The 26,254-nt window shown below is 60.1% G+C and carries 19 protein-coding genes; 8 read left to right on the forward strand and 11 right to left on the reverse strand.

Features of this window, described 5'->3' with window-relative positions:
* Positions 1-35: 35 nt before the first annotated feature.
* The 9 genes from mnmG to J2X56_RS24300 all read right to left on the reverse strand — a co-directional run bounded on the left by mnmG (position 36) and on the right by J2X56_RS24300 (position 11,693).
* Complete coding sequence (gene mnmG, locus J2X56_RS24260) at positions 36-1,964, reverse strand: tRNA uridine-5-carboxymethylaminomethyl(34) synthesis enzyme MnmG (protein ID WP_209569984.1); 1,929 nt, start codon at positions 1,962-1,964, stop codon at positions 36-38.
* A 306-nt stretch (positions 1,965-2,270) separates the two neighbouring features.
* Entirely contained in the window at positions 2,271-3,032 is a 762-nt protein-coding gene (locus J2X56_RS24265) for a TSUP family transporter (protein WP_039782929.1), read from the reverse strand.
* 298 nt (positions 3,033-3,330) lie between these two features.
* Positions 3,331-4,311 (reverse strand): branched-chain amino acid ABC transporter permease, encoded by a 981-nt coding sequence (locus tag J2X56_RS24270; protein WP_121037407.1) that lies wholly within the window; start codon positions 4,309-4,311, stop codon positions 3,331-3,333.
* A 12-nt stretch (positions 4,312-4,323) separates the two neighbouring features.
* Positions 4,324-5,208, reverse strand: coding sequence for a branched-chain amino acid ABC transporter permease (locus J2X56_RS24275; RefSeq protein ID WP_034335261.1), 885 nt, complete (start codon positions 5,206-5,208; stop codon positions 4,324-4,326).
* Positions 5,209-5,348: 140 nt separating this feature from the next.
* Positions 5,349-6,557 (reverse strand): ABC transporter substrate-binding protein, encoded by a 1,209-nt coding sequence (locus J2X56_RS24280; RefSeq protein ID WP_121037405.1) that lies wholly within the window; start codon positions 6,555-6,557, stop codon positions 5,349-5,351.
* A 184-nt stretch (positions 6,558-6,741) separates the two neighbouring features.
* Positions 6,742-7,500, reverse strand: a complete 759-nt coding sequence (locus tag J2X56_RS24285; RefSeq protein WP_371925508.1) for an ABC transporter ATP-binding protein — start codon at positions 7,498-7,500, stop codon at positions 6,742-6,744.
* Positions 7,500-8,270 (reverse strand): ABC transporter ATP-binding protein, encoded by a 771-nt coding sequence (locus J2X56_RS24290; protein ID WP_034335283.1) that lies wholly within the window; start codon positions 8,268-8,270, stop codon positions 7,500-7,502. The genes J2X56_RS24285 and J2X56_RS24290 overlap by 1 nt, the downstream gene beginning before the upstream one ends.
* A 211-nt stretch (positions 8,271-8,481) precedes the next feature.
* Positions 8,482-10,101 carry a GMC family oxidoreductase gene (locus tag J2X56_RS24295; protein ID WP_121037402.1) on the reverse strand — a complete coding sequence of 540 codons (1,620 nt, stop codon included), beginning with the start codon at positions 10,099-10,101 and terminating at the stop codon, positions 8,482-8,484.
* A gap of 80 nt (positions 10,102-10,181) precedes the next feature.
* Positions 10,182-11,693, reverse strand: a complete 1,512-nt coding sequence (locus J2X56_RS24300) for a CoA-acylating methylmalonate-semialdehyde dehydrogenase (RefSeq protein ID WP_121037399.1) — start codon at positions 11,691-11,693, stop codon at positions 10,182-10,184.
* Between the two features lie 293 nt (positions 11,694-11,986).
* On the opposite strand from J2X56_RS24300, the gene J2X56_RS24305 reads away from it, so the two are divergent.
* A complete protein-coding gene (locus tag J2X56_RS24305; RefSeq protein WP_310163565.1) occupies positions 11,987-12,871 on the forward strand; it encodes a LysR family transcriptional regulator in 885 nt (294 codons plus the stop codon).
* Between the two features lie 449 nt (positions 12,872-13,320).
* Entirely contained in the window at positions 13,321-13,623 is a 303-nt protein-coding gene (locus tag J2X56_RS24310) for a 2Fe-2S iron-sulfur cluster-binding protein (protein WP_121037529.1), read from the forward strand.
* A gap of 829 nt (positions 13,624-14,452) precedes the next feature.
* On the opposite strand, the gene J2X56_RS24315 is transcribed toward J2X56_RS24310, so the two are convergent.
* Entirely contained in the window at positions 14,453-16,489 is a 2,037-nt protein-coding gene (locus J2X56_RS24315; RefSeq protein WP_310163422.1) for an AsmA family protein, read from the reverse strand.
* A gap of 129 nt (positions 16,490-16,618) precedes the next feature.
* A complete protein-coding gene (locus J2X56_RS24320) occupies positions 16,619-17,578 on the reverse strand; it encodes a LysR family transcriptional regulator (RefSeq protein WP_034330421.1) in 960 nt (319 codons plus the stop codon).
* 168 nt (positions 17,579-17,746) lie between these two features.
* Here J2X56_RS24320 and J2X56_RS24325 point away from each other — a divergent pair, with 168 nt between their 5' ends.
* The 6 genes from J2X56_RS24325 to gyrB all read left to right on the forward strand — a co-directional run bounded on the left by J2X56_RS24325 (position 17,747) and on the right by gyrB (position 26,146).
* Positions 17,747-17,980, forward strand: a complete 234-nt coding sequence (locus tag J2X56_RS24325; RefSeq protein ID WP_034330420.1) for a hypothetical protein — start codon at positions 17,747-17,749, stop codon at positions 17,978-17,980.
* A gap of 639 nt (positions 17,981-18,619) precedes the next feature.
* A complete protein-coding gene (locus J2X56_RS24330) occupies positions 18,620-18,937 on the forward strand; it encodes a hypothetical protein (protein WP_034330301.1) in 318 nt (105 codons plus the stop codon).
* 220 nt (positions 18,938-19,157) lie between these two features.
* A complete protein-coding gene (locus J2X56_RS24335) occupies positions 19,158-19,925 on the forward strand; it encodes a class II glutamine amidotransferase (RefSeq protein ID WP_204726316.1) in 768 nt (255 codons plus the stop codon).
* A 397-nt stretch (positions 19,926-20,322) separates the two neighbouring features.
* On the forward strand, positions 20,323-21,723 hold the full coding sequence (gene dnaA / locus J2X56_RS24340) for a chromosomal replication initiator protein DnaA (protein WP_039782909.1): 1,401 nt from the start codon (positions 20,323-20,325) through the stop codon (positions 21,721-21,723).
* Between the two features lie 681 nt (positions 21,724-22,404).
* Positions 22,405-23,511 (forward strand): DNA polymerase III subunit beta, encoded by a 1,107-nt coding sequence (dnaN, locus tag J2X56_RS24345; protein WP_039782907.1) that lies wholly within the window; start codon positions 22,405-22,407, stop codon positions 23,509-23,511.
* A gap of 136 nt (positions 23,512-23,647) precedes the next feature.
* On the forward strand, positions 23,648-26,146 hold the full coding sequence (gene gyrB, locus J2X56_RS24350) for a DNA topoisomerase (ATP-hydrolyzing) subunit B (protein WP_121037393.1): 2,499 nt from the start codon (positions 23,648-23,650) through the stop codon (positions 26,144-26,146).
* The last annotated feature ends 108 nt before the right edge of the window (positions 26,147-26,254 follow it).

The raw sequence follows: 26,254 nt of genomic DNA on the forward strand, positions 1-26,254 counted from the left end.
TGATCTGGTTCGGGACGGGTGTCCGGTATTTTTCTTCACGCCGCCTGGTTGTCAGCGCCAGTAGCCTGTTTCAGGCCACCCTTCTTCAGGTGCACCAGCAGCAGCGACAGCGCCGCCGGGGTCACGCCGGAAATGCGGGAAGCCTGGCCCAGGGTTTCCGGGCGATGCTTGTTGAGCTTCTGGCGCACTTCGATGGAGAGTGCCTTGACGTCCATGTAGTCGAGGTCGGCCGGCAGCTTCAGGTTTTCATTGTGATCCTGACGGCTGATCTCGTTGGCCTGGCGCGCGATGTAACCGGCGTACTTGACCTGGATCTCGACCTGTTCACGCACCGGGCCCTCTTCGATGCCGGGGCCGGCCAGCGCCTGGCCTTCGGTGCCGGTCAGGCCCATGAGGCTGTCATAAGTCACGTTGGGACGGCGCAGCAGGTCCAGCAGGTTGTATTCGCGCTCGATGGCCTTGCCCAGCACGCGCTCGGCTTCCGCTGCGGCCAGGATGCGCGGGTTCACCCAGGTCGACTTCAGGCGTTCCATTTCACGTGAAACGGCTTCACGCTTGCGCTCGAAGGCTTCCCATTGCGCATCGCCGACGCAGCCGAGTTCGCGGCCGATTTCGGTCAGGCGCAGGTCGGCATTGTCTTCGCGCAGCGAAAGGCGGTATTCGGCGCGGCTGGTGAACATGCGGTACGGCTCCTGCACGCCTTGGGTGACCAGGTCGTCGACCAGCACCCCGAGGTAGGCTTCATCGCGGCGCGGGGTCCAGGCTTCACGGCCCTGGGTCTGCAGGGCGGCGTTGATGCCGGCCAGCATGCCTTGGGCGGCCGCTTCTTCATAGCCGGTGGTGCCGTTGATCTGGCCAGCGAAGAACAGGCCCTGGACCTGGCGGGTTTCCAGCGAAGACTTCAGGCCGCGCGGATCGTAATAGTCATATTCGATGGCATAGCCGGGACGCAGGATGTGGGCGTTTTCCATGCCCTTCATCGAGCGCACCAGTTCCAGCTGCACGTCGAATGGCAGGCTGGTGGAGATGCCATTGGGGTAGAACTCGTGGGTGGTCAGGCCCTCGGGTTCCAGGTAGATCTGGTGCGAATCCTTGCTGGCGAAGCGATGGATCTTGTCTTCGATGGAGGGGCAGTAACGCGGGCCCACACCTTCGATGACGCCGGTGTACATCGGGCTGCGATCCAGCCCGCCACGGATGATGTCGTGGGTGCGGCTGTTGGTATGGGTGATCCAGCACGGCATCTGGCGCGGGTGCATGGCGGCATTGCCCATGACGGAGAACACCGGAACCGGATCGAGATCGCCCGGCTGCTCTTCCAGAATCGCCAGGTTGATGGTGCGGCCATCGATGCGCGGCGGGGTGCCGGTCTTCAGGCGACCCTGCGGCAGCTTCAATTCCTTCAGGCGTGCCGACAGCGAGACCGCAGGCGGATCACCGGCACGGCCACCGGAATAATTGTTCAGGCCAACGTGGATCTTCCCGTCCAGGAAAGTACCGGCGGTCAGCACCACGGCGTGGCCGGCAAAGCGGATACCGGCCTGGGTAATGGCACCGACGACGCGGTCGCCTTCGAGCATCAGGTCATCCACGGCCTGCTGGAACAGCCACAGATTGGGCTGGTTTTCGAGGCGCGAGCGGATCGCCGCCTTGTACAGGATACGGTCGGCCTGGGCGCGGGTGGCACGCACGGCCGGGCCCTTGGAGGAATTCAGGATGCGGAACTGGATGCCCGCCTCGTCGGTGGCAATCGCCATCGCCCCACCCATGGCATCGACTTCCTTGACCAGATGGCCCTTGCCGATCCCGCCGATGGAGGGATTGCAGGACATCTGGCCCAGGGTTTCGATGTTGTGCGTCAGGAGCAGGGTTTTCTGGCCCATGCGTGCTGCGGCCAGTGCAGCTTCGGTGCCGGCGTGACCGCCGCCAACGACGATGACGTCAAATTGTGTGGGGAATAGCATGATGCGGGCCTCGCGTAGAGGTGAGAACAGAGGCGAGATTATAAGACCTTTTATCTGGCGGGGTCCGAGGTGGGGTCGGTAGCTGTTGGTTTACCGCACTTCCCTGCCCTGCCAGACACTATCGGCCGACCGATTCGATAGTCTTGGCTGATCAATGAAACATCGATGGGGATTGTTTCACGTGAAACAGCGGGCTGGATTTTGTGGCTGAAGCAGGAATATGAATGAAAAAACGGAGCATCGCGCTCCGTCTTTTGGGTCGGGGGTCGGATGTTTCACGTGAAACACCCGGTGAAGTTTTTTGCCCTACTTGAGGAAAGCGTCGTAACCCGACTTCAGGATCAGCGCTCCCACCACCACCAGGAACAGCTTGCGAACAAAGACGCTGCCATGCTTCATCGCCAGTCGTGTGCCCACCAGCGAGCCACCGATGTTGAACACGGCCATCAGCAAACCCAATTGCCAGATGACGTGGCCGCTGTACCCGAACCAGCACAAGGCCGCCAGGTTGGTCGCAATATTGACGAACTTGGAGACGGCCGAGGCTGACAGGAAGTCATAGCTGAAAACGCGCACGAACAGGAATACCAGGAAGCTGCCCGTACCTGGACCGAACACGCCGTCATAAAAGCCCACTGCCCCACCGATCAGCGCGGCGTAGATGATTTCCCTGGTGCCGCTCAGCGTGGGCGCATGGGTGGTGCCGAAGTCCTTCTTCTTCAACGTGTAGAGTGCAACGGCGATCAGGACGAAGGGCAAGGCCTTGCGAATCAGGTCGGTCGGGATATGGGTGACGACATAGGCCCCAAAGAAGGAAAAAGCAAAGGCTGCCATCGCGGCTGGTGTCACGGTGCTCCACCTCACCGCGACCTTGCGCGCGAAGTTGATGGCAGCAGCACTCGTGCCCATCACGCCGGCCACCTTGTTGGTCCCCAGCAAAGTCGCCGGAGCAGTATTGGGAAAGACTGAGAACAGCGTCGGCACCAACACCAGTCCGCCTCCTCCCACCACGGCATCGATCAAGCCGGCAACGAAGGCCGCGCCACACAACACTACATAATCCAGCATCACTTGCCCTCCCCGGTCGACGTGAAGAAATGAACTGCAAAATCGGCAAAGGATGAAACAGGGCTGAACATGGGATGAGGGAGATGGATAAACGGTGAAATGAAGAATGGATCAGGCGGGCCACATTCTACCGCCCTGCCCCGGCTGGCATCAGCCACAGAGATGACGCTTTGGGCACTGTTGCGGAACACATCCCTGCTGTTCTGGCTGGCCCGTCATGAAGCAAAAAATTACCGCCGGGAAATCACCCTCAGGTGACTTGCCGGCGGCAGATGAAGTTTTAAGCTTCAGCGAAGAACTAGTGCGATCCCTTGGCTTGCCCCTTCCCGGCCAAGGCCAGGATCTCGCCCACGATGCCTTTTCGGAAAGCCAGCACGCAGACGATGAAGATGAAGCCGGTCACAATCGTCACCGAATCTCCCAGGGTATTGAACCAGTCGATGCTGGTGACATTGGCCAGCCAGGCACCGATATCCCCCAGCTTGTTCTCCAGCATGATGATGATGATCGCACCGACGATGGGACCGACGATGGTGCCCAGGCCACCGACCAGGGTCATCAAGACCACCAGGCCGGACATGCTCCAGTGCACGTCAGTCAGCGTCTCGAAGCCCAGCACCAGCGTCTTGGTGGCACCCGCCAGACCCGACAAGCCGGCCGACAGCACGAAGGCCAGCAGCTTGTAGCGCGCCACGTCATAGCCCAGCGAGATGGCACGCGGTTCGTTCTCCTTGATGGCCTTGAGCACCTGGCCAAACGGGGAATGGATGGTCCGCACGATCAGCGCAAAGCCTGCCACCGCGATCGCCAGCACGACGTAGTACAGGGTCATGTCGCTGCCCAGGTCGATCACGCCCAGCAGCTTGCCGCGCGGCACGCCCTGCAAGCCATCCTCGCCACCGGTGAACGGTGCCTGCAAGGCCACGAAGAACAACATCTGCGCCAGCGCCAGGGTGATCATGGTGAAGTAGATGCCCTGGCGGCGAATCGCCAGCAGCCCCATCACCAGACCGATCAAGGCACCAGTCAGGGTACCGATGATCAGGCCCAGTTCGGTCGGCAAACCCCACACCTTCAGCGACTGGCCGCACATGTAGCCGGCCCAGCCGAGGAAAGCCGCATGGCCGAAGGACAACAGGCCGGTGTAGCCGATCAGCAGGTTGAAGGCGCAGGCGAACAGCGCAAAGCACAGCATCTTCATCAGGAACACCGGGTAGATGCCGAACGGTGCCGCCAACAACAATATTAGTAAAACAGCAATTCCGATTTTCTTGTTCATGCCGGTCTCCGATTATTTCTCTTTGCCGAACAGGCCGGCCGGACGGACCATCAGGACGATGGCCATGATGATGAAGACCACGGTGGCCGACAGCTCCGGGTAGAACACCCGGGTCAGGCCCTCGATCAGGCCCAGCACCAGGCCGGTGATGATCGAACCGAGGATGGAGCCCATGCCGCCGATGACCACCACCGCGAAGACGGTAATGATCAGGTTGGAACCCATCAGCGGCGAGACCTGGATCACGGGCGCGGCCAGCACGCCGGCGAAGGCCGCCAGGGCCACGCCGAAGCCGTAGGTCAGGGTCACCATCAGGGGCACGTTGATGCCAAAGGCTTCCACCAGCTTGGGGTTCTCGGTACCGGCGCGCAGGTAGGCACCCAGGCGCGTCTTCTCTATCACGAACCAGGTGGCAAAGCAGATCACCAGCGAGGCCACCACGACCCAGGCACGATAGTTGGGCAACACCATGAAGCCGAGGTTGGTCGCACCCTGCAGCAGGTCAGGCACCGAATACGGCTGGCCCGAGACGCCATAGATGGAGCGGAAGATGCCCTCGATCATGAGCGTGATGCCGAAAGTCAGCAGCAGCCCGTAGAGGTGGTCCAGCTTGTAGAGCCAGCGCAGCATGGTCTTCTCGATCACGATGCCGAACAGGCCCACCAGGATCGGTGCCACGATGAGCATGACCCAGTAATTGAGTCCCAGATAGGTCAGGCCCATCCAGGCCAGGAAAGCGCCCAGCATGTAGAGCGTGCCGTGCGCGAAGTTGATCACGTTGAGCAAGCCGAAGATCACCGCCAGGCCCAGCGAGAGCATGGCGTAGAAGGAGCCGTTGACCAGGCCCAGCAGCAGCTGGCTCAACAAGGCTTGCAGGGGTATGCCGAATAGTTCCATAAAAACCCGTTCATCCAGATGGGTGAAGAACGCCACCGCTTACAGCAAAAATCTGCCATCCCCGCGTGAACAGAAATGACAGATTTTGCTGGCTGTGCGATGGCCTTACTGCTTGATGCATGCAGCTCGATGCGAAAGGATCACTTCCAGGCCGCGCACTTGGATTCGGCCTTGGTGGTCCACGCCTGCTCTGCCGGAATGGTCTGCACCAGCTTGTAGTAGTCCCACGGGTACTTCGAATCCGCCTGGGCCTTCACCTGGTACAGGTACATGTCGTGCACCACGCGGCCGTCGGCGCGCAGGTAGCCGTTCTTCTGGTACAGGTCGTTGAACTTGGCCTTGCGCAGCGCAGCCATGACCTTGTCGGAATCATCGGTACCGATTTCCTTGACGATCTTCAGGTACTGCAGCGCGGCCGAGTAATCGCCGGCCTGCAGGGAAGACGGCATTTTCTTGCGCACGGCGAAGTAGCGCTTGGCGAAGGCACGGGTTTCCTCGTTGGCATCCCAGTACCAGCTGTCGGTCAGGTACAAGCCTTCGGTGTTCTTCAGGGTCAGCGAGTGCACGTCGTTGATGAACACCAGCAGACCCGCCAGCTTGGCCGTCTTGGTGATGCCAAACTCGTTGGCGGCCTTCACCGAGTTGATGAAGTCGCCACCGGCGTTGGCCAGGCCGATGATCTGAGCCTTGGAGCTCTGTGCCTGCAGCAGGAAGGAGGAGAAGTCGGAGGCGCCCAGCGGGTGCTTGACCGAGCCCACCACGGTGCCGCCGGAGGCCTTCACGACGTTGGCGGTATCGGATTCCAGCGAGTGGCCGAAGGCATAGTCAGCGGTCAGGAAGAACCAGCTCTTGCCGCCCTGCTTCACCACCGCCGAACCAGTGCCCTTGGCCAGGGCCACGGTGTCGTAGGCGTAGTGCACGGTGTAGGGCGAGCACTCTTCATTGGTCAGACGGGCCGTGCCGGCACCGACCGAGAAATACACCTTCTTCTTTTCGGCTGCGACCTTGGCGCTGGCCAGGGCGGTGCCGGAGTTGGTGCCACCGATCAGCACATCCACGCCCTGCTGGTCGAACCATTCACGGGCCTTGCTGGCGGCCACGTCGGCCTTGTTCTGGTGGTCGGCCACGACCAGTTCGATCTTCTTGCCGTTGATGGAACCGCCCATGTCGGCGATGGCCATCTTGATGGCTTCCGCGCCACCCTGGCCGTCGATGTCCGAATACACGCCCGAGATATCGGTAATGAAACCGATCTTGATCACATCCCCCGAGATCTGTGCCGAAGCCGGCGCGGTCGCGAATGCCGCAGCTGCTGCGGTAACGGCCAGTGCCATTGCCTTGAGTTTCATTTTCATCTCCTCTGTTATGAAGCCCGCTTGATGATTTCGATGCGAGACAACTTGGTGGAACGGGGAGAGGATCGCTCACCCCGCGGACGTACTTGTTGGCAGTACTTCTAGTCGTGAAGCTGGTGATACCGGAAAAATCTGGAAGCCGGTCCCGGCAGCGCAGTGCGTTGCCGGGACGCGATGCTTAAACGCCGAGCAGTTCGTTCAGGGTCTGCATCTTCGCTTCCAGCTGGGAGGAAGCGAAGGATTCGACGATCTGGCCGTGTTCCATCACATAGAAGCGATCCGCCAGCGGCGCGGCGAAGCGGAAGTTCTGCTCGACCATGACGATGGTGTAGCCCTTGGCCTTGAGCGTGGTGATCATGCGGGCCAGGGCCTGCACGATGACCGGCGCCAGGCCTTCGGAGATCTCGTCGAGCAGCAGCAGGCGGGCACCGGTGCGCAGGATGCGGGCCACGGCCAGCATCTGCTGTTCACCACCGGACAGGCGCGTGCCCTGGCTGTTGCGACGTTCCTTCAGGTTGGGGAACATCTCATAGATCTCGTCGATGGACATGCCCTTGTCGGTCTTGGAGACGAAAGGCGGCAGCATCAGGTTTTCTTCGGCCGAGAGCGAGGAGAAGATGCCCCGCTCTTCCGGGCAGTACCCCACGCCGTAGTGGGCGATCTTGTGGGTGGCCAGGTTGATGGTTTCCTGGCCGTTGATCTTGATCGAGCCCTTGCGGGTACCGACCAGGCCCATGATGGAACGCAGCGTGGTGGTGCGGCCGGCGCCGTTGCGGCCCAGCAGCGTCACCACTTCGCCCTGGTGGACGTTGAGGTTGACGTTGTGCAGGATGTGCGATTCGCCGTACCAGGATTGCAGATCACTGATCTGCAGCACCAGCGGCGCGGAAGAAGAAGACGTCGTCATGGCAGCAGCATTCATGGTGGCGGTACTCATCAGTGAGCCCCTTGCAGTTCGGCCGAGGTGCTGCCCATGTAGGCTTCCATCACCTGCGGATTGCGCGAGACTTCTTCATAGCTGCCTTCGGCCAGCAGCGCGCCGCGTTGCAGCACGCTGATGCGGTCGCAGATGCCGGAGATCACGCTCATGTTGTGCTCCACCATCAGGATGGTGCGGCCGGCCGAGACCTTCTTGATCAGGGCGGTGACGCGATCCACGTCTTCGTGGCCCATGCCCTGGGTCGGTTCGTCCAGCAGCATCAGTTCCGGCTCCATGGCCAGGGTGGTGGCGATCTCCAGGGCGCGCTTGCGGCCGTACGGGAGGTCCACCGTGGTGGTGCGGGCAAAACTGGTCAGGTCCACTTCTTCCAGCAGCTGCATGGCGCGCTCGTCGAGCTGCTTCAGGCTCTCGCCGTTCTTCCAGAAATGGAAGGACGTACCGAGCTTGCGCTGCAAGCCGATGCGCACGTTTTCCAGCACGCTCATGTGCGGGAAGACAGCAGAAATCTGGAAGGAGCGAATGATGCCCTGGCGCGCGATCTGCGCAGGCGCATCCATGGTGATGTCTTTGCCGTTGAACAGGATCTGGCCCGAGGTCGGGACCAGGAACTTGGTCAAGAGGTTGAAGCAAGTCGTCTTGCCGGCACCGTTGGGGCCGATCAAGGCATGAATGTGACCGCGCTCAATTTGCAGGTTGACCGCGCTTACTGCCGTGAAACCCTTGAATTCCTTCGTCAGGTTTCGTGTCTCCAGAATGACGTCTGTCATGGTCTCTTCTTTCCCTTTGATGCCCGCGCCGGTGGATCCGGTCGTCAAGGCCTGCCTGCTGCAGAACACTGAATCTTTTGGATTCAGGAACCGCTTTGTTTACCTGGCGAATCGAGAAGCTAGTTTTAATATTTGGCGCATAGTAGCCGGTTCGTACCATTCATACAATACGTATAAGTACCGTATGGTCCAGCGCCTGAGAATTGCCGTCTTATGCCCGGGAAAGCAGGCTGGACGCGACTTTCTCGGCGATCATGACGGTCGGGGAATTGGTGTTGCCGGAGGTGATGGAGGGCATCACGGAGGCATCGGCCACACTCAATCCTGACACGCCACGCACCCGGCATTGGGCATCGACCACGGCCATTGCATCATCACTGCGACCCATGCGGCAGGTACCGACCGGATGGAAGATGGTGGTGCCCACTTCACCGGCGGCGCGATACAAATCGGCTTCACTTTCATACTGTGTGCCGGGCTTGTATTCCTCCGGGCGATAACGCGAGAGTGCGGGTGAGGCCGCGATGCGGCGGGTCAGGCGCAGGGCGTTGGCGGCGACCTTGAGGTCTTCTTCGGTAGAGAGATAGTTGGTGGTGATGCGCGGGGCCAGTGCGTGATCGGTCGAGCCCAGGCGTACATGGCCGCGCGAGGTCGGACGCAGGTTGCACACGCTGGCGGTGAAGGCCGGGAAGGCGTGCAGCGGGTCGCCGAATTTTTCCAGCGACAGCGGTTGCACGTGATACTGCAAGTTGGCGCTGGCCTGCTGCGCATCGGACTTGGCAAAGGCACCCAGCTGCGAGGGGGCCATCGACATCGGGCCGCTTTGCATGAGCAGGTATTCCAGTCCAATCTTCATCTTGCCGACCAGCGTGGACGCCATGGCGTTGAGGGTCCTGGCACCATCGACCTTGAAGACCATGCGCATCTGCAGGTGATCCTGCAGGTTCTCGCCCACGCCCGGCAGCGCGTGCACCACGGGGATCTGGTGCTGCTGCAACAGGACCGGATCAGCGATGCCCGACATCTGCAGAATGTGCGGCGAACCGATGGCACCGGCACAGAGGATGGTCTCCTTCGCTTCGGCAAACCAGGCACTGCCACCGCCGGTGAATTCCACGCCAGTACAGACCGGCCCCTGCTCGCCCTGCTCCATGCGCAGGCGGCTCACGTGGGAGCCGGTCATGATGGTGAGGTTGCCGTCCTTCATGGCAGGCCGCAGGAAGGCCTTGGAAGCGTTCCAGCGTACGCCGCGCTTCTGGTTGACGTCGAAGTAGCCGCAGCCCTCGTTGTCGCCCTGGTTGAAGTCCTCGACCTTCGGAATGCCATTCTCGGCGGCCGCATCGCGGAAGGCATCGAGGATGTCCCAGCGCAGGCGCTGCTTCTCCACGCGCCATTCACCGCCGGCACCGTGGAACTGGCTGGCACCGAGGTGATAGTCCTCGCTCTTCTTGAACAGTGGAAGGACGTTCTGCCAGCGCCAGCTGTCGTCACCCGTGACTTCGGCCCAGTGATCGTAATCACGCGCCTGGCCACGCATGTAGATCATGCCGTTGATGGAAGAGCAGCCGCCCAGCACCTTGCCGCGCGGGTAGATCAGGCTGCGGCCATTGAGGCCCGGATCGGCCTCGGTGCGGAACATCCAGTCAGTGCGTGGATTGTTGATGCAGTAGAGATAGCCGACCGGGATGTGAATCCAGATGTAGTCGTCCTTGGCCCCCGCTTCCAGCAGCAGTACCTTCTTGCCAGTCTGGCGCGAAAGCCGGTTGGCCATGACGCAGCCGGCGGTGCCGGCACCAATGATGATGTAGTCGTATTGCCCTGCCGATTGCATGGTGTCTCCGCTGGCTTGTTCTTGTGATCTTGTCGTCTGCCGCCGCCCCCTGCCACGGCAAGAGGCGGCCGGCGCCCTGCTTACTTCGCCACCGGCATGGTGAACTCAGCCCCCTTGCCGATGGTGGCGGACCAGCGCTGCATGATGGACTTGTAGCGCGTATAGAAGCGGATGCCCTCTTCGCCATAGGCATGGGTATCGCCGAAGAGCGAGCGCTTCCAGCCGCCGAAGGAATGCCAGGCCATCGGCACCGGGATGGGCACGTTGATGCCCACCATGCCGACCTGGATGCGGCGCGAGAATTCATGCGCGGTATTGCCGTCGGCCGTAAAGAGCGAGACGCCATTGCCGTACTCATGCGCGTTGATCAGTTGCACAGCCGACGCGAAGTCCGGCACGCGCACCACGCACAGTACCGGACCGAAGATTTCTTCCTGGTAGATCTTCATCTCGGTCGTGACATTGTCGAAGAGCGTGCCGCCGATGAAGAATCCTTCCTCATGGCCCGGCACCTTCAGGCCGCGGCCATCGACCAGCAGCTTGGCACCGGCATCCACGCCGCTCTGGATGTAACCCTCCACCTTGGCCTTGTGGGCGGCGGTGACCAGCGGGCCCATCTCGGCGTCATCCTCCATGCCGTTCTTGACCTTGAGCGCCTTCACGCGCGGGATCAGTGCGTCCACCAGCTTGTCGGCCACGCTGCCCACGGCCACCGCCACCGAGATCGCCATGCAGCGCTCGCCGGCCGACCCATAGGCCGCACCGATCAGGGCATCGACGGCCTGCTCCAGGTTGGCGTCGGGCATCACCACCAGGTGGTTCTTTGCACCGCCCAGCGCCTGTGCACGCAGCGGGAAGGTGCCCGCACGCTCGGTGGCCTTGCGGTAGATGTATTCGGCAATCGGGGTGGAGCCGACGAAGGACACTGCCTGCACCTCCGGATGCTCCAGCAGCGCGTCCACGGCCACCTTGTCGCCCTGAACCACGTTGAAGACGCCATCCGGCAGCCCAGCACGCTTGAACAGTTCAGCCAGCATCAGCGAAGGTGAAGGATCGCGCTCGGAGGGCTTCAGCACGAAGCTGTTGCCGGTCGCAATGGCGATCGGCGCCATCCACAGCGGCACCATCACAGGGAAGTTGAACGGCGTGATACCGGCCGTCACGCCCAGCGGCTGGCGCAGGTTCCAGTTGTCGATGCCGCCGCCGATGTTGTCGGTGAACTGGGTCTTGAGCAATTGCGGGATGCCGGTGGCGAATTCGACGATCTCCAGACCACGCGTGACCTCCCCTTTCGCATCCGAAAACACCTTGCCGTGCTCCAAGGTGATGGCCTTGGCCAGCGCATCGTGGTTCTGCTCGATCAGCTCCTTGAACTTGAACAGCACCCGCGCCCGCTTCAAGGGAGCCGTCTCGGCCCAGGCCGGTGCCGCCGCACTGGCGGCTGCCACGGCCGCATTGACTTCCTGCACCGAGGCCAGCGAGACCTTGGCAGTGGCAGCACCGGTGGCCGGATTGAAGACATCCTGGCTGCGGCCGCTCTCGGAGCGGGAAATCTGGCCATTGATGAAGTGATCGATGTGCGGGAGGCTCATAAGGTTTCCTTTGGTGTTTTCAATGAAGGTGGAAGGCGCTGTCTCCTGCTCCCTCCTGCAATCTGGCCAGTCCGTCACCCCGACGGACCCATGGCATGGATGAGCAAGAATAGTCGCCCACCCGCCGGACATCCAATGAGGAATTATCAAGAGCAATATAAAGATTGCTTATAATCTGGACTTTCTTGTACACACGCTACCCACAAGATCCTCACAGCCTGATCACAGGGATATCCACGGGTTTATCCACATACAGGATCGTGAAGAAGAAGGATCAATTGCGGGAGAAGACGATGGATCTGACCCAGTTACGCGCATTTATCACAGTCGCCCATGAGGGCAACCTGACCCGGGCCGCTGAAAAACTGCATCTAACCCAACCCGCAGTGAGCCTGCAGATCAAGGCCTTGCAGGAAAGTCTTGGCATCGGATTGTTCAATCGGAGTGCATCCGGCATGGTCCTCACCGCCCAGGGCAACACATTGTTGCCGCTGGCCGAGCGCGTCCTGTCCGATGTCCAGGCTTTACGGCGGCACGCGACCGACTTGCGATCGAGTGAAAATATCGTGTCCGGGACATTGGCCATCGGCACGATCCTGGATCCGGAGTTCATCCGGCTCGGCGCTTTCCTGAAGTTGCTGGTCGAGCGCCATCCGCAATTGTCGACTCAGCTGGCGCATCACATGTCGGGATCGGTCCTCAATGAAGTCCGGGCTGGCCATCTGGACGTGGGATTCTTCCTGGGTGACCCCGGCAAAGGTTTTCATGCGATGACGCTGACCTCGTTCAGCTACAACGTCATCGCGCCCGCGGGCTGGAAGAACCGCGTCTCGGGCAAGGGATGGAAGGAACTGGCGCGGTTGCCGTGGATCTGGACGCCGCCAGAATCCGCACATCATCGTCTATTAAGCAAGATCTTCGCTCAACATCAGATAAAACCACAGACTGTAGCCTTGGTTGACCAGGAATCATCGATGCTGGATCTGGTGAAATCGGGGGTGGGATTGTCCTTGGCGCGCGAATCGATCGCGCTCAACCAGGCTCACGCGCATGGCTTGGTCATTGCAGATGCGGTCGAACTGTCGACTGAACTCAGCTTCATTGCATTGGAAAAACGACAACATGAAGCAGCGATCAAGGCGGTTTTCCAACTGTTGCAACAAGTCTGGCAGAACTGAGCGCGACTAGAAAGTTGCCGCATTGACATCTCAATGGGTTGCATTAAAGCAATTTCTTTCAGAAATCTCCTTCTTCCTGCCGAACCTAAAGGACTTTTCATCCGTATCAGGAGCTTGCCAAGGCCTTTTGGTGAGGTTTTTGGGGTTGAAAGCCAATTTTTTGGAAAGATGTCCACTGCGCACGCGCTTTCGGTTCTTTAATTCAGATGTGGATATATATAAGTAGTAGTAGTAGTTAACGCCGCCAAAAACTGTGGATAACTCGGTTTACACGAAAAAAATCAAGACTTTAGCTTTCTGATAAACGCTTGGTAAGCTTCTGCATTATCGAGGCACAGATTCTGGACAAAAATTCGGCCGTGGATAAATCGGCGAGATATACCCAAAACGCCCAGCGGATATGCAGAGACTTATCCACAGGTGGTCTCCAAACCCCACAAAATTACGGCATGGACTCCAAAAAACCTTTCCTGATCGCAATTCAGCCTTCGGGTTTGCAATTTGAACAAGTCGCCGGACTCTCGGTGATGCAATCAGGCTTGCGCGCCGGCATCCGGCTGCCCAATTCCTGCCGGAATGGCACTTGCCGGACTTGCATGTGCAAATTGTTCACAGGCGAGATTACTTATCAGATCGAATGGCCCGGCCTGACGCGAGAAGAAAAGGCCGAAGGCTGGATTCTGCCTTGCGTGGCCGAGGCCCAAAGTGACTTGGTGCTCGACGTTCCAGCCGCCGTCGACCTGAAGGCTTGATGTTTTATCCACAGCGGTCCCCGGGACCGGTCGATTTTTAGCCGACAAACCCAGATTACCTCTCCCTGTGGATAAAAAAAGCCGCCCAAGGCGGCGCGGAGCCCGCTGGCAGCATTTCTTTTCCACAGCGCTCTGCACCCTGCGTTCTCTCTGACGGCGTCGCCCAGGACGTCATTCAATGCCGTTGCCGACGATCAGCTGTAAAAACACCCGCACAGCAAGCTTTTCCTGGTCGACAAGCGCCTTGATCCACGAACACTTTTGTTTTGCCCACAGCCGGTAGCGGTCCTGATGGCCTGCAAACCAAGCCGCGTCGCGTGCGAAAGCTCGCGCGCTTAGGCTTTAAATCTAAGCTGTTTATAAAATTAGTAGTGATGGTTAACGTCCGGCTGACATTGTGGATAACCTTGATTACGCGTGAAAAATCAGCTGTTTACGAAAAGGACAAGGCCTTGGGCAAGGTCTGTATGAAGTCATAACCGATCTTGGATAAAAATCCGCCTTTGGATAACTTTTTGACTTTTCCCCAAACGATGAAAAAGTTATTCAGAACTTTATCCACAGGCTGAGCGGAAATTGATGGATTCGCGTCGTGAAGGCAGGGAATTTCGGGATGTCACCGATTTCAGGCAATTCGACCCCGATTTAAGTCCTTGGCATGGGGGAAACAGGGGGCAGGAAGGGGGATTTCGGGAAATTTGCCCACAGGTGAAAAAAGCAAACGGGAGCCGAGGTCCACTGCGACTCATCCGAAATCACACCAAAAGCCTGCGGGCCAGGAAAGTTATCCCCTGGCCCGCCGGCTTTTTTCATGGTGTTTTGAGGCTGCCTATTTTTTAGGCGTCGACTTCAACGGCATGGATTTTCCCGGTGGCGGGGCCTGCGGCGCCTTCTTCACTTCCTCCAGCAGCTGGCCACATTCGGCCTTCTGATCACCGTCGATATTGATGAGGGGCAGGATGGCCGTTACCGGTGCCAGCAGGCCGAGCGCCACCGCACCGCCAGCACGCAGTGCCAGCACACCCTTGTTCACGCCGACATCCGGATTCTTGAAGCTGCCCTTCACGTACAGCGGCGAGCGCAGCGAGATGATGCGCAAGCCCTTGCTGCGCGGATGCACGTTCAGGTCCAGCTGTTCGTGCTTCATGTCGATGCTGCCATCGACCACGATCAGGGCGTCTTCAGTGTCCAGCAGGAGGGTCTTCACGTTCATCACGCCATCGCGCACTGGCAAGTCGCCGGCCAGGCAATTGAGCTTGACCTCCTTGTCGCCAAACAGCTTGCTGATGACCACGTTGCCCACGTTCAGGCCCGCCGCTTCCAGCAGGAATTTGCTGATCGCCCCTTGGTTGACCAAAGTCTTCACTTCGCCATTGGCCGAGCCCAGCATGGCGGCGACAGAATTGCCCGTCGCGCTCAGCTTCGCATCGCCGTTGATCTCGCCGAAGCTGGTGCGCGAGGCATCGAGCTGGGGATAGAGTTTCTGGATCTTCAGCTTGCGTGCAGAAAGCTTCATCTCGGACTTCATCCGGGCGGCCTGGCCATCCAGCCGGATGGTGGAGGTCAGGTTACCGCCGGCCACGCCGAAATTGAGGGGATCGAGCGTCAGCACCTTGTCCTTGAGGATCAGATGCGCCTGCAGGTCGCTGATGGGCAGTCCCTGCTGGCGCGTGATGCTTTTGCCGGTGAAGCGCACATCCGCATCCAGTGCGCCCCAGGCATCGGTACTGAAGGTCTTGACCGGCAACACCTTGTCGCCGGGCTGGCGCTCCTCGGCAGCGCGCTGGGCTTTCTCCGCATTGGAGTCGGCACCGATCAGTGGCGCCAGATCATCAAAGCGCAGCACGTTGGAGGTCAGCGCCCCGGTCAGTTGCGGGCGTGCGCCCCCGGTCAGGTAGTCCAGGCTGCCGTTGAGATCGCTGTCGCCGACCTTGCCGCTGAAGTCCTGGTAATGCCACTCGCTGCGATCCGGGGAGATCTTGCCGATCAGGCGGCCCTCGGTGGCGAAGGGCGGCGTTTCCGGCAGCAGCACGCCGGTCAGGGGATAGAGATTGCCCATGCTGGCCCCGGCAATCGACAGCCGCAGGTCCAGCGCGGCCAGTTCGGCCGGCTTGGTCAGGGTGCCGCGCACACCGATGGCGGTCTTGCCGACCTTCACCTGGGCTTGCAGCGGATACGGTTGTTGCTGGTCCTGCAATGACAGCACGCCGCCGGCCTTGCCTTCACCCGCAACCGGCGCGCCGTTGAAACTGCCGGTCAGCTTCCAGCCCAAGCCATAAACCTTTTCCTTGTCGGGATCGAGGGTGTCGATGTCGGCCTTGATGTTGATCTTTTGCACAGCGTCGTTGAGGGCCAGCTTGCCCTGGCGCAGGCTGATGCGGCCCAGTTGCAGCTGCCAGGCCGATGGAGTGCTGCTATCGGTCTTGAAAGTCCAGTTGTTCACAGCCTCACGGTTGCGCAGCAGAGAAACTGAAGGATCCTGCACCTCCAGCGACGGCAGGGAAATCTTGTGCACCAGCAGCGGCAAGGGATTGAGCGTGAAAGTGACTTGTCGCACTGTCGCCATCTGGCCTGAGGACGCGAACGCTGAGGGATTGCCCAGGCGCAGATTCTCCGCCTGCAAGCGCGGCCATGGCACCCAGCGCGCCCAGAAGCCAGCCGGCGGCGTGGTCGGCTCAGGCCGTTGCCAGCGCAGGGAGAGATTGCCGTCGATGGCGAACTCGCGCCCGGTGGCGGCCGAGACGCGGGTATTGATCCAGGGCTTGGCCCGGTTCCAGTCGAAGGTAAGAATGAAAATGACCGCGGCGGCGATCACGAGGACGAGGCTGGCAAGCAGCCAAAGGAGGATTCTGGTCAGGCGCGGCATCGGGTCAGCTTCCCTGGTTGGGGTTATCAACAGGCACCGATGCGCGCGGACGGGGGCTTTCCGGGCGCCTGTCTCCTGGACGCCTGTGGATGAGTCAGATCGGGAAAGCCGTTGTCCGCACGCGCTGCATCAGCGCTTCATGTTGATACGACCGAATTCGTCATGGGTTGTTGCAGACAAGTGCGCACGCAGCCACTTGTGGGCGGGATTGCGGGCGTCTCGTTCATGCCAGAGCATGTCGACGTGCTCCTCCGGGGTTTGGAAGGGCAATTCCTTCACCACCAGCGCTTCGGCCATGCCGGTGGCCGCCACCAGGTGGCGCGGCAGCACGGTGATGAGCTCGGAGCTGGCCACGATGCGCCCGGCCGTGAAGAACTGGTTCACTGTCAGCAGGATCTTGCGCTCGCGGTTCATGCCCGCCAGCACGTCATCGATGACGGCATGGGGTTTGCCGGACAGGCTCACCAGCAGGTGATCAGCGCTGCAGTAGCTATCCAGCGTCAGCGGCTGGCCGGCCAGCGGGTGGTTCTTGTGCATCACGCAGACGTACTGCCCGGTGTAGAGCCGCGCATGGCTGATCTGGCTCTTGGCCATGCCCTGCCCATCGGCCAGCTGCGCGGTCACGCCGGGGAAGAAGCCCACGGCCAGGTCGATGTCCCCCCGCAGCAGCATGGCGCGCGGGTCGCGGGTGGTCAGCGGCATCATGCGGATCTTGATGCGCGGAGCGTCGCGCATGATGGTGCGCACCAGCGAAGGCAGCCACAGCGCGGCAGTGGCATCCACCATGGCCATGCGGAAGGTGTTCTGGGCACGCGAGATGTCGAAGCTTTCCGGCGCAATCACCGCTTCCAGCTCGGACAGCGCCCGGCGCACGGTCGGCCACAGCTCTTCAGCGCGCGGCGTGGGCTTGACCCCGTGGGCGGTGCGGATCACCAGGTCATCGTTGAGGGTGTCGCGCAGGCGGCGTAGCGCATTGGAGACAGCCGGCTGCGTCATGGCCAGCAAATTGGCGGCGCGCGTGAGGTTCTGCTCGGTCATGACAGCGTCGAATACGCGCAACAGGTTCAGGTCCAGGGTGAGAAAGCTCATAGGGCGGGCCTTTGCGGCGGTAAGGAGAGGCAGTATGGACGCCGGTGATCGCCGGCAGAAAGATTATTCACAGATTATATAACTGATATCCGAAACGGAAAGTGGGCAAACAAATGTGAGTTCACTACACTGCAATGCAACATAACACACAACGTCAAGGATCGAATCATGGCAACCATCGCACAAAGCACCAACAGCACCTTCAAGAGCAAGTTCGCCGCCGTCATGCGCAACATCTTCATCCACTTCGTCAAGGCCCACGAGCTGCAAGCCGTTGCTCTGGTCGCCGCCGAACAGGATCGCGCTACCGGTGCCCGCCAGCTGAACCGCATGGCCGACAAGTTCGAAGCCACCCAGCCGAACCTGGCTGCTGAACTGCGCTTCATCGCTTCGCGCGGTTAATCGAAGGTTTCTGCTTTACCAGATTCAAGTTTTACCGGTCGCGCATGACTTCTGCGTGACCTTGGCATCAGCCCCGAGGCCGATGCCGGTAGTGAAGGATTTCGGTAGTTCCCGGCGCGTACGGCGCTTATGTTGACGCTGATTCGATCAACGCGTCAGGACACCGATCCGTTGTCTCCTCCTCCCTCTTTAGGAAGGATTAACCCCGCAGGCTCAGCCTGTGGGGTTTTTTTTCGTGGGTCGGCTACGAGCCCCGTCCGGCGGGCTTCCTGCCTTTGCAGGCTTCATGTCCGGATGGCCGGATGTGAGCGTTTTGCCCGATTTCCCCATGTCAGATATTCAGCGCCCTCGGGCTTGGCGTCAAACGGCGTTGTAAATCCGCATCGGTTCCGTCAAGAAAGGTGTGCCGGAGCGACTGCATCGGCGGCCCATGACCGGCTTGTCTCCCGCTTGAAGCGGGTTCCAAGGCGATATGAAGCATTTGGGGCGCTGGAACCGCTTTATTCACAAACGCTATAACTGATATGAGAACTCTAAAGTAGTCATACAGGGTCCCAACCATCATACTGCGACGCAACAACAGTGAACTTGAATGCCGCGCAATCGTGTCGCGGCCTGATTATCAGAGGTAGAAATATCATGTCCTTCCTGAACCTGGCCTTTCCCGCAGAAGCAGCCCTGCCCTTCGCGCAGTCCTTCTTTGGTTTGATCGCGGCTTATGTCCGTCCGGCGCTGGGTCTGGGTGCACTGGTGACCCTGGTGATGGTGTTCAAGCCGCTGATCCTGGGACTGGCACAAGCCGCCGTGCTGCTGGTCAAGCCGCGCAAGTCGCTTGAGCAACGCATCCTGGCGCACAAGTTCAGCGGCAAGATGATGCTGAACCGCATGGCCAATGAATACAGCCTGTCCCAACCGAGTTTTGCCGCCGAACTGCGCAACATGGCCGCGCGTGACTGATCCAGTCCCCGCCTGACCGTAGTTCGAGGCCCACCGGCTTCTGGTCGTGTAGTAGAAGTTTTGTAGGTCGTACTGTGTCTCCTCCTCCCTCTTTAGGAAGGATTAGCCCCGCCAGCGCAAGCTCGCGGGGCTTTTTTTTGTCCACAGCCCGCGTCATGGCCGGCGGCAATCGTGATAACTTGTTCATCTGACTATCATCACAGCCTCACCGCAAGACATCATGTGCCAGCTTCTCGGAATGAACTGCAACACCCCCACCGATATCGTCTTCAGCTTCACCGGCTTTGCCACCCGTGGCGGGCTGACCGATCATCATCGCGATGGCTGGGGGATCGCCTTCTTCGAGGGCTCCGGGGTGCGCACCTTCGTGGATCACCAGGCCGCCGTGGAGTCGCCGGTGGCCGAGCTGATCAAGCGCTATCCGATCAAGTCGCAGCATGTCATCGCTCATATCCGCAAGGCCACGCAAGGCCGCGTCACGCTGGCCAACTGCCATCCCTTCGTGCGCGAGCTTTGGGGCCGCTATTGGGTATTTGCCCACAATGGTGACCTGAAAAACTTCACCCCCACGCTGGACGGCCCTTTCCGGCCGGTCGGTACCACCGATAGTGAACTGGCCTTCTGCTTCATCCTGCAGGAGATGCGCAAGCGCTTCGGCGACACCCTGCCCTTGCTGGCCGACCTGCGCGCGGCGCTGCGCGAGATCGTCGACGGCATCGCCAGCCATGGCACCTTCAACATGCTGCTCTCGGACGGCTCGGCGCTTTATACCCACTGCTCCACGAATCTCTATTACATCGTCCGCCAGCATCCCTTTGCCAAGGCCAAGCTGTCCGACGAGGACCTCTCGGTCGACTTTTCCGAAGTCACCACCACCAATGACCGGGTGGCCGTGATCGTCACCCAGCCGCTGACCGACAATGAAGTCTGGACCCAATATCAGACTGGTGAAATGAAGGTCTTTGTCGATGGTGCCGTGGTCGACTGAGGCCGGCCTTTTTGTTTTATCCACAGCCGGTTTTTTCCTTCAGTTCATGTTGCCCACAGGGGAAATCGGGGACAGAATTCGTCCCGATTTCCGGTTTTGCACAGGCTGTTACAAAAAACCTCGTCCCCAAGGATGAGCTTGTCTTGTCCACAAGCGCGCTACTCTGTCCCCCTATCACCCGCCCCTCAAGCGCCTTTGCGTGAATGCCATGAAGACGGCTGCTGCGCAGCCTGTGGATAGATGAAGTTTTTCAGGGTTTTTTGCCGGTTCGCCTGTGGATAACTTAAGTTTACCGGAGTAAAATGCGTCCCTCGTTTCGCGCCCGGACGACTTCGTCCACCGGCCCGTCCTTTGGACGCGGCAGTCGGGCGCCGCAATCATCCGACAAGAAAGCTTCATGGAAAACTTCTGGCAGGCCTGCTCCCACAAACTTGAGCAGGAGCTGACGCCTCAGCAATACAGCGCCTGGATCAAGCCGCTGGTCCCGCTCGACTTCGAGGACGGGCTGCTGCGCATCGCCGCGCCCAACCGCTTCAAGCTGGACTGGGTCAAGACGCAGTTCGCCAACCGCATCACGGCGCTGGCCTGCGAGTTCTGGGACGCGCCCACCGAAGTGCAGTTCGTGCTGGACCCGCGCGGCAACCAGGGCCGCCGCCCGGCCGCCAATGCGCAAGCCAATGGCGGTGGCGCCAGCGGCCTGGGTTTGCCCAACCACGAGCAGCTGCACCTGGATCCGGAACCGGCCCAGCCGGTGCGCGCGGTCGCCCCGCGTCAGGAACAGTCGCGCATCAACCCGGTGCTGACCTTCGACAACCTGGTGACCGGTAAGGCCAACCAGCTGGCGCGCGCAGCGGCTACCCAGGTGGCCAACAACCCCGGTACCTCCTACAACCCGCTGTTCCTGTACGGCGGCGTGGGCCTGGGTAAAACCCACATCATCCACGCCATCGGCAATCAGGTGCTTGTGGATAACCCGGGCGCCAAGATTCGCTACATCCACGCCGAGCAATATGTGCGCGATGTCGTGACGGCTTACCAGCGCAAGGGCTTTGACGACTTCAAGCGTTATTACCACTCGCTGGACCTGCTGCTGATCGACGATATTCAATTCTTCGGCGGCAAGAGCCGCACTCAGGAAGAATTCTTCTACGCCTTCGAAGCCCTGATTGCGGCCAAGAAGCAGATCATCATCACCAGTGATACCTATCCCAAGGAAATCAGCGGCATGGATGACCGCCTGATCTCCCGCTTCGACTCCGGCCTGACGGTCGCCATCGAGCCGCCCGAGCTGGAGATGCGGGTGGCGATTTTGATGAAGAAAGCTTCCGCCGAAGACGTGGTGCTCTCCGACGACGTCGCCTTCTTCGTGGCCAAGCACCTGCGTTCGAACGTGCGCGAGCTCGAAGGCGCGCTGCGCAAGATCCTGGCTTACTCCCGTTTCCACGGCAAGGACATCACCATCGACGTGGTCAAGGAAGCCCTGAAAGACCTGCTCTCGGTGCAGAACCGCCAGATCTCGGTGGAAAACATCCAGAAGACCGTGGCCGATTTCTTCAACATCAAGGTCGCGGACATGTATTCCAAGAAGCGCCCGGCCAACATCGCCCGTCCGCGGCAGATCGCCATGTACCTGGCCAAGGAGCTGACCCAGAAGAGCCTGCCGGAAATCGGCGACCTCTTTGGCGGGCGCGACCACACCACCGTGCTGCACGCGGTGCGCAAGATCGCCGCCGACCGCGCCAAGAGCCCGGAATGCAACCACGAGCTGCACGTGCTGGAACAGACCCTGAAGGGTTGATCCGCTCAACACGCCACAGGCGCTAAAACACCTGTGGATAAATCGACATGCCGCCCGCTTCCAGCGTGAACCGGGCGGCATTTCTTTTCCACAGGGCATGGCGAAGAGCGCAGGTGTATTTCGCCAAAATCGCCTGTGGATAATTGAAAAAAGCCGCCTTCGGCGGCATATGAAAGAAAAGACAACACGGCCTGTTGCCCATCCTTTTTTCCCTTCCAACGACCTCGCCTGCCCCCTGCCGCACTACTCTGAAGAGGGGATGATTGGTACAATGGAAGGCGTTATTTCGCAGGCGGACGCAAGGGCCGGCCATGGAGCAGGAAATCCGCGAAGTATCACGGAAACATCGAATAAAACCCCGGCAAGTTCCGGTAAAAGTATTCAAATGTTCCAAACGTATAGCCAAGTGGTTCTGGCTGCCCGGGTTTGTCAGGCGCAGATGGACAATGCCGGGTCGCTGTATCACCAGCTCTTCGGGAACGGGTATCGGACCGGCAGCGGCCGGTCATGCACAAGCAGGAGCGTTGCGTATTTCAGGAAGTGAGTTCAGCAGTGCGTGAGGCAGGTTGCACTGCAGGCAGCAGCTGTTTTTCACCAGAGGAGGAACACGCGCGACATGGGCATGACTGAACGCCGGCCAACGGCGCCCTTTAAACCACTATTAGCAAGGACAAACTGACTATGCAATTGGTTAAAACCCAACGAGACACGCTCCTGCGTCCTCTGCAGATCGTGAGTGGTATTGTCGAGCGTCGGCACACATTGCCGATTCTGGCCAATATTCTCATTCGCAAGGACGGCGAGAAGGTGTCTTTCCTGTCCACCGACATCGAAGTGCAGATCACCACGCACGCCGACGTCGGTTCGGGTAGCGAGTCCACGGCCACCACGGTCGCGGCCCGCAAGCTGCTCGACATCCTGCGCGCCCTGCCGGATTCCGGCGAAGTGTCGGTCTCCCTCTCCAACAAGCGTCTGACCGTGCAATCCGGCAAGTCCCGCTTTGCCCTGCAGACGCTGGCCGCCGAAGAATTCCCGACGGTGGCCCAGGCCGAGCACTACAACGCCCAGGTCAACCTGCCGCAGAAGACCCTGAAGCACCTGTTCAACATGGTTCACTTCGCCATGGCCCAGCAGGACATCCGCTACTACCTGAACGGCCTGTTGCTGGTAGTGGAAGGCAAGAACGTCATTGCGGTCGCCACCGACGGCCACCGCCTGGCCTTCTGCCAGGTCGAGACCGAGCAGGACTTCCCGCGCCAGGAAGTCATCATCCCGCGCAAGACCATCATCGAGCTGCAACGCCTGCTCGACGACAGCGATGATGAAGTCCAGCTGCAGATCGCCAACAACCAGGTCAAGCTGACCTTTGCCGACATCGAGCTGATTTCCAAGCTGGTCGAAGGCAAGTTCCCCGACTACACCCGCGTGGTGCCCAAGGGCTACAAGAACAGCTTCACCATCAGCCGTGACCAGCTGCTGCGCTCGCTGCAACGCGCGGCCATCATGACCAGCGACAAGTTCAAGGGCGTGCGCTGGGTGATCGCCCCTGGCAGCCTGAAGATCAGCTCCACCAATGCCGACCAGGAAGAAGCGGTCGAAGAACTGGAAATCGACTACGGCGGCGACACCGTCGACATCGGTTTCAACGTCAGCTATCTGCTGGACGTGCTCAACAACCTCAAGAACGACTACGTCAACATCGCCCTGGGCGATGCCAACTCGTCGGCCCTGATCACCATCCCTGACAACGCCGACTTCAAGTACGTCGTCATGCCGATGCGGATCTGAGCAAACCCGCTCCACGCGCACGAGGGGCCGTCCCAGACGGCCCCTCGGTTGCTTTTAAGAATTCCAAAGATTCGTCCCCAGAATTCCGTTTTTTGCAGCTCCCTAGTCGTTTGGCTAGCATTTTCAGAAGGTAACCATGTCCTCCAGCCCCGCAGACAACACCAATTCCGCGCAACAAAGCTATGGCGCTTCTTCCATCCAGATCCTGGAAGGCCTGGAGGCGGTGCGCAAGCGTCCCGGCATGTACATTGGCGACACCTCTGACGGCACCGGCCTGCACCACCTGGTGTTCGAAGTGCTGGACAACTCGATCGACGAAGCCCTGGCCGGCTACTGCAGCGAGATCCACGTCACCATCCACGCCGACAACTCCATCTCGATCACCGACAACGGCCGCGGCATCCCCACCGGCCTCAAGATGGACGACAAGCACGAACCCAAGCGTTCGGCTGCCGAAATCGTGATGACCGAGCTGCACGCCGGCGGCAAGTTCGACCAGAACTCCTACAAGGTCTCCGGCGGCCTGCACGGCGTGGGCGTGTCCTGCGTGAATGCACTGTCGAAGAAGCTGAAGCTGACCATCCGCCGCGACGGCAAGGTCCACGCGATGGAATTCGCCAAGGGCATCGTGCAGAACCGCGAACTGGAGATGGTGGACGGCGTGCAGGTCTCGCCGATCAAGGTCGTGGGCGAATCCGACAAGCGTGGCACCGAAGTCCACTTCTGGGCCGACGAAGAAATCTTCACGCACGTCGAATTCCACTACGAGATCCTGGCCAAGCGTATCCGCGAACTGTCCTTCCTGAACAATGGCGTTCATATCAAGCTGACCGATCAGCGTACCGGCAAGGAAGAGGACTTCGCCTTCGAAGGCGGCACGCGCGGCTTCGTGGAATACATCAACAAGAACAAGAGCATCCTCAACCCGACCATCTTCCAGGCTACCGGCGAGAAGCAATCCGACCAGGGCACGCTGGTGTCGGTGGACGTGTCGATGCAATGGAACGATGCCTTCAACGAGCAGGTGCTCTGCTTCACCAACAACATCCCGCAGCGTGACGGCGGTACTCACCTCACCGGCCTGCGTGCGGCCATGACCCGCGTCATCAACAAGTACATCGAAGAAAACGATCTCGCCAAGAAGGCCAAGGTCGAGATCTCCGGCGACGACATGCGCGAAGGCCTGACCTGCGTGCTGTCGGTGAAGGTGCCGGAACCGAAGTTCAGTTCGCAGACCAAGGACAAGCTGGTCTCCAGCGAAGTGCGCGGCCCGGTGGAAGAAATCGTCGCCAAGACCCTGACCGACTTCCTGGCCGAGAAGCCGAACGATGCCAAGATCATCTGCGGCAAGATCGTCGAAGCCGCGCGCGCCCGTGAAGCTGCGCGCAAGGCACGCGAATTGACGCGCCGCAAGGGTGTGATGGATGGTTTGGGTTTGTCTTCCAAGCTGGCTGATTGCCAGGAACGCGACCCGGCCCTGTGCGAGCTGTACATCGTCGAGGGTGACTCCGCAGGCGGCTCGGCCAAGCAAGGGCGTGATCGCAAGTTCCAGGCGATCCTGCCGCTGCGCGGCAAGGTGCTGAACGTGGAGAAGGCGCGCTTCGAGAAGATGCTTTCTTCCGAGCAGATCACGACGCTCATCGCCACCCTGGGCACCAGCATCGGTGCTGACGAATTCAATCCGGACAAGCTGCGTTACCACCGCATCATCATCATGACCGATGCGGACGTTGACGGCGCCCACATCCGCACGCTGCTGCTGACGCTCTTCTATCGCCAGATGCCGGCGCTGGTCGAACGCGGCCATATCTACATCGCCCAGCCGCCGCTGTACAAGGTCAAGGCGGGCAAGGACGAGCGCTACCTGAAGGACGACTTCGAGGAAGCGCAGTACATGATGCAGATCGCCCTGAACGATGCCGAGATCAAGCCTTCTGAAGGTGCTGCGCCGATCAGCGGCGAGGCGCTGGTGGAACTGGCACGCCAGTACAACACGGCCAACGCGATCATCATGCGCCTGTCGCGCGCCATCGATGAATCGGCGCTGAACGCCATCATGACCGGCGGCGTGGCCCTGAAGATGGACAACATCGAGCAGGCCACCGCCACTGCGGAAGAACTGAAGAAGGCCATCAACGACATCAACATCGACGTGCAGGCGCGCGTGGATGAGCATAGCGAGAAGGTGGCGCTGCATATCCATCGCCGCCAGCATGGCAACATCAAGGCGACCGTGATCGATGCGGACTTTGTGAGCGGTCCGGATTACCAGCAGCTGTCGACGGCGGCCGAGACCTTCAAGGGACTCATCGGCAAGGGTGCCATCGTGGCACGCGGCCAGGGCGAGAAGCGCAAGGAATCGGTCATCACCGAATTCCGCCAGGCCATGTCGTGGCTGCGTGATGAGGCCGAGCGCGGCGTGAACAAGCAGCGTTACAAAGGTCTGGGCGAGATGAACCCTGAGCAGCTGTGGGAAACCACCATGGATCCGACCGTGCGCCGTTTGCTGAAGGTGCAGATCGAGGATGCGATTGCTGCGGACCAGATCTTCATGACCTTGATGGGCGATGATGTGGAGCCGCGTCGGGCGTTTATTGAATCGAATGCGTTGCAGGCGGGGAATATTGACGTTTGATTCGCTGTCGGGTGACAAAGAGGGTGACCCCACTGCCAGCTAATTGAAGGTCCGTGTCGTCATCAATGACAAAAGCCAACCTGTGGGTTGGCTTTTGCATTTGGAGCT

Source organism: Herbaspirillum sp. 1173 (assembly GCF_031455335.1).
Classification (GTDB): Bacteria; Pseudomonadota; Gammaproteobacteria; order Burkholderiales; family Burkholderiaceae_D; genus Herbaspirillum; species Herbaspirillum huttiense.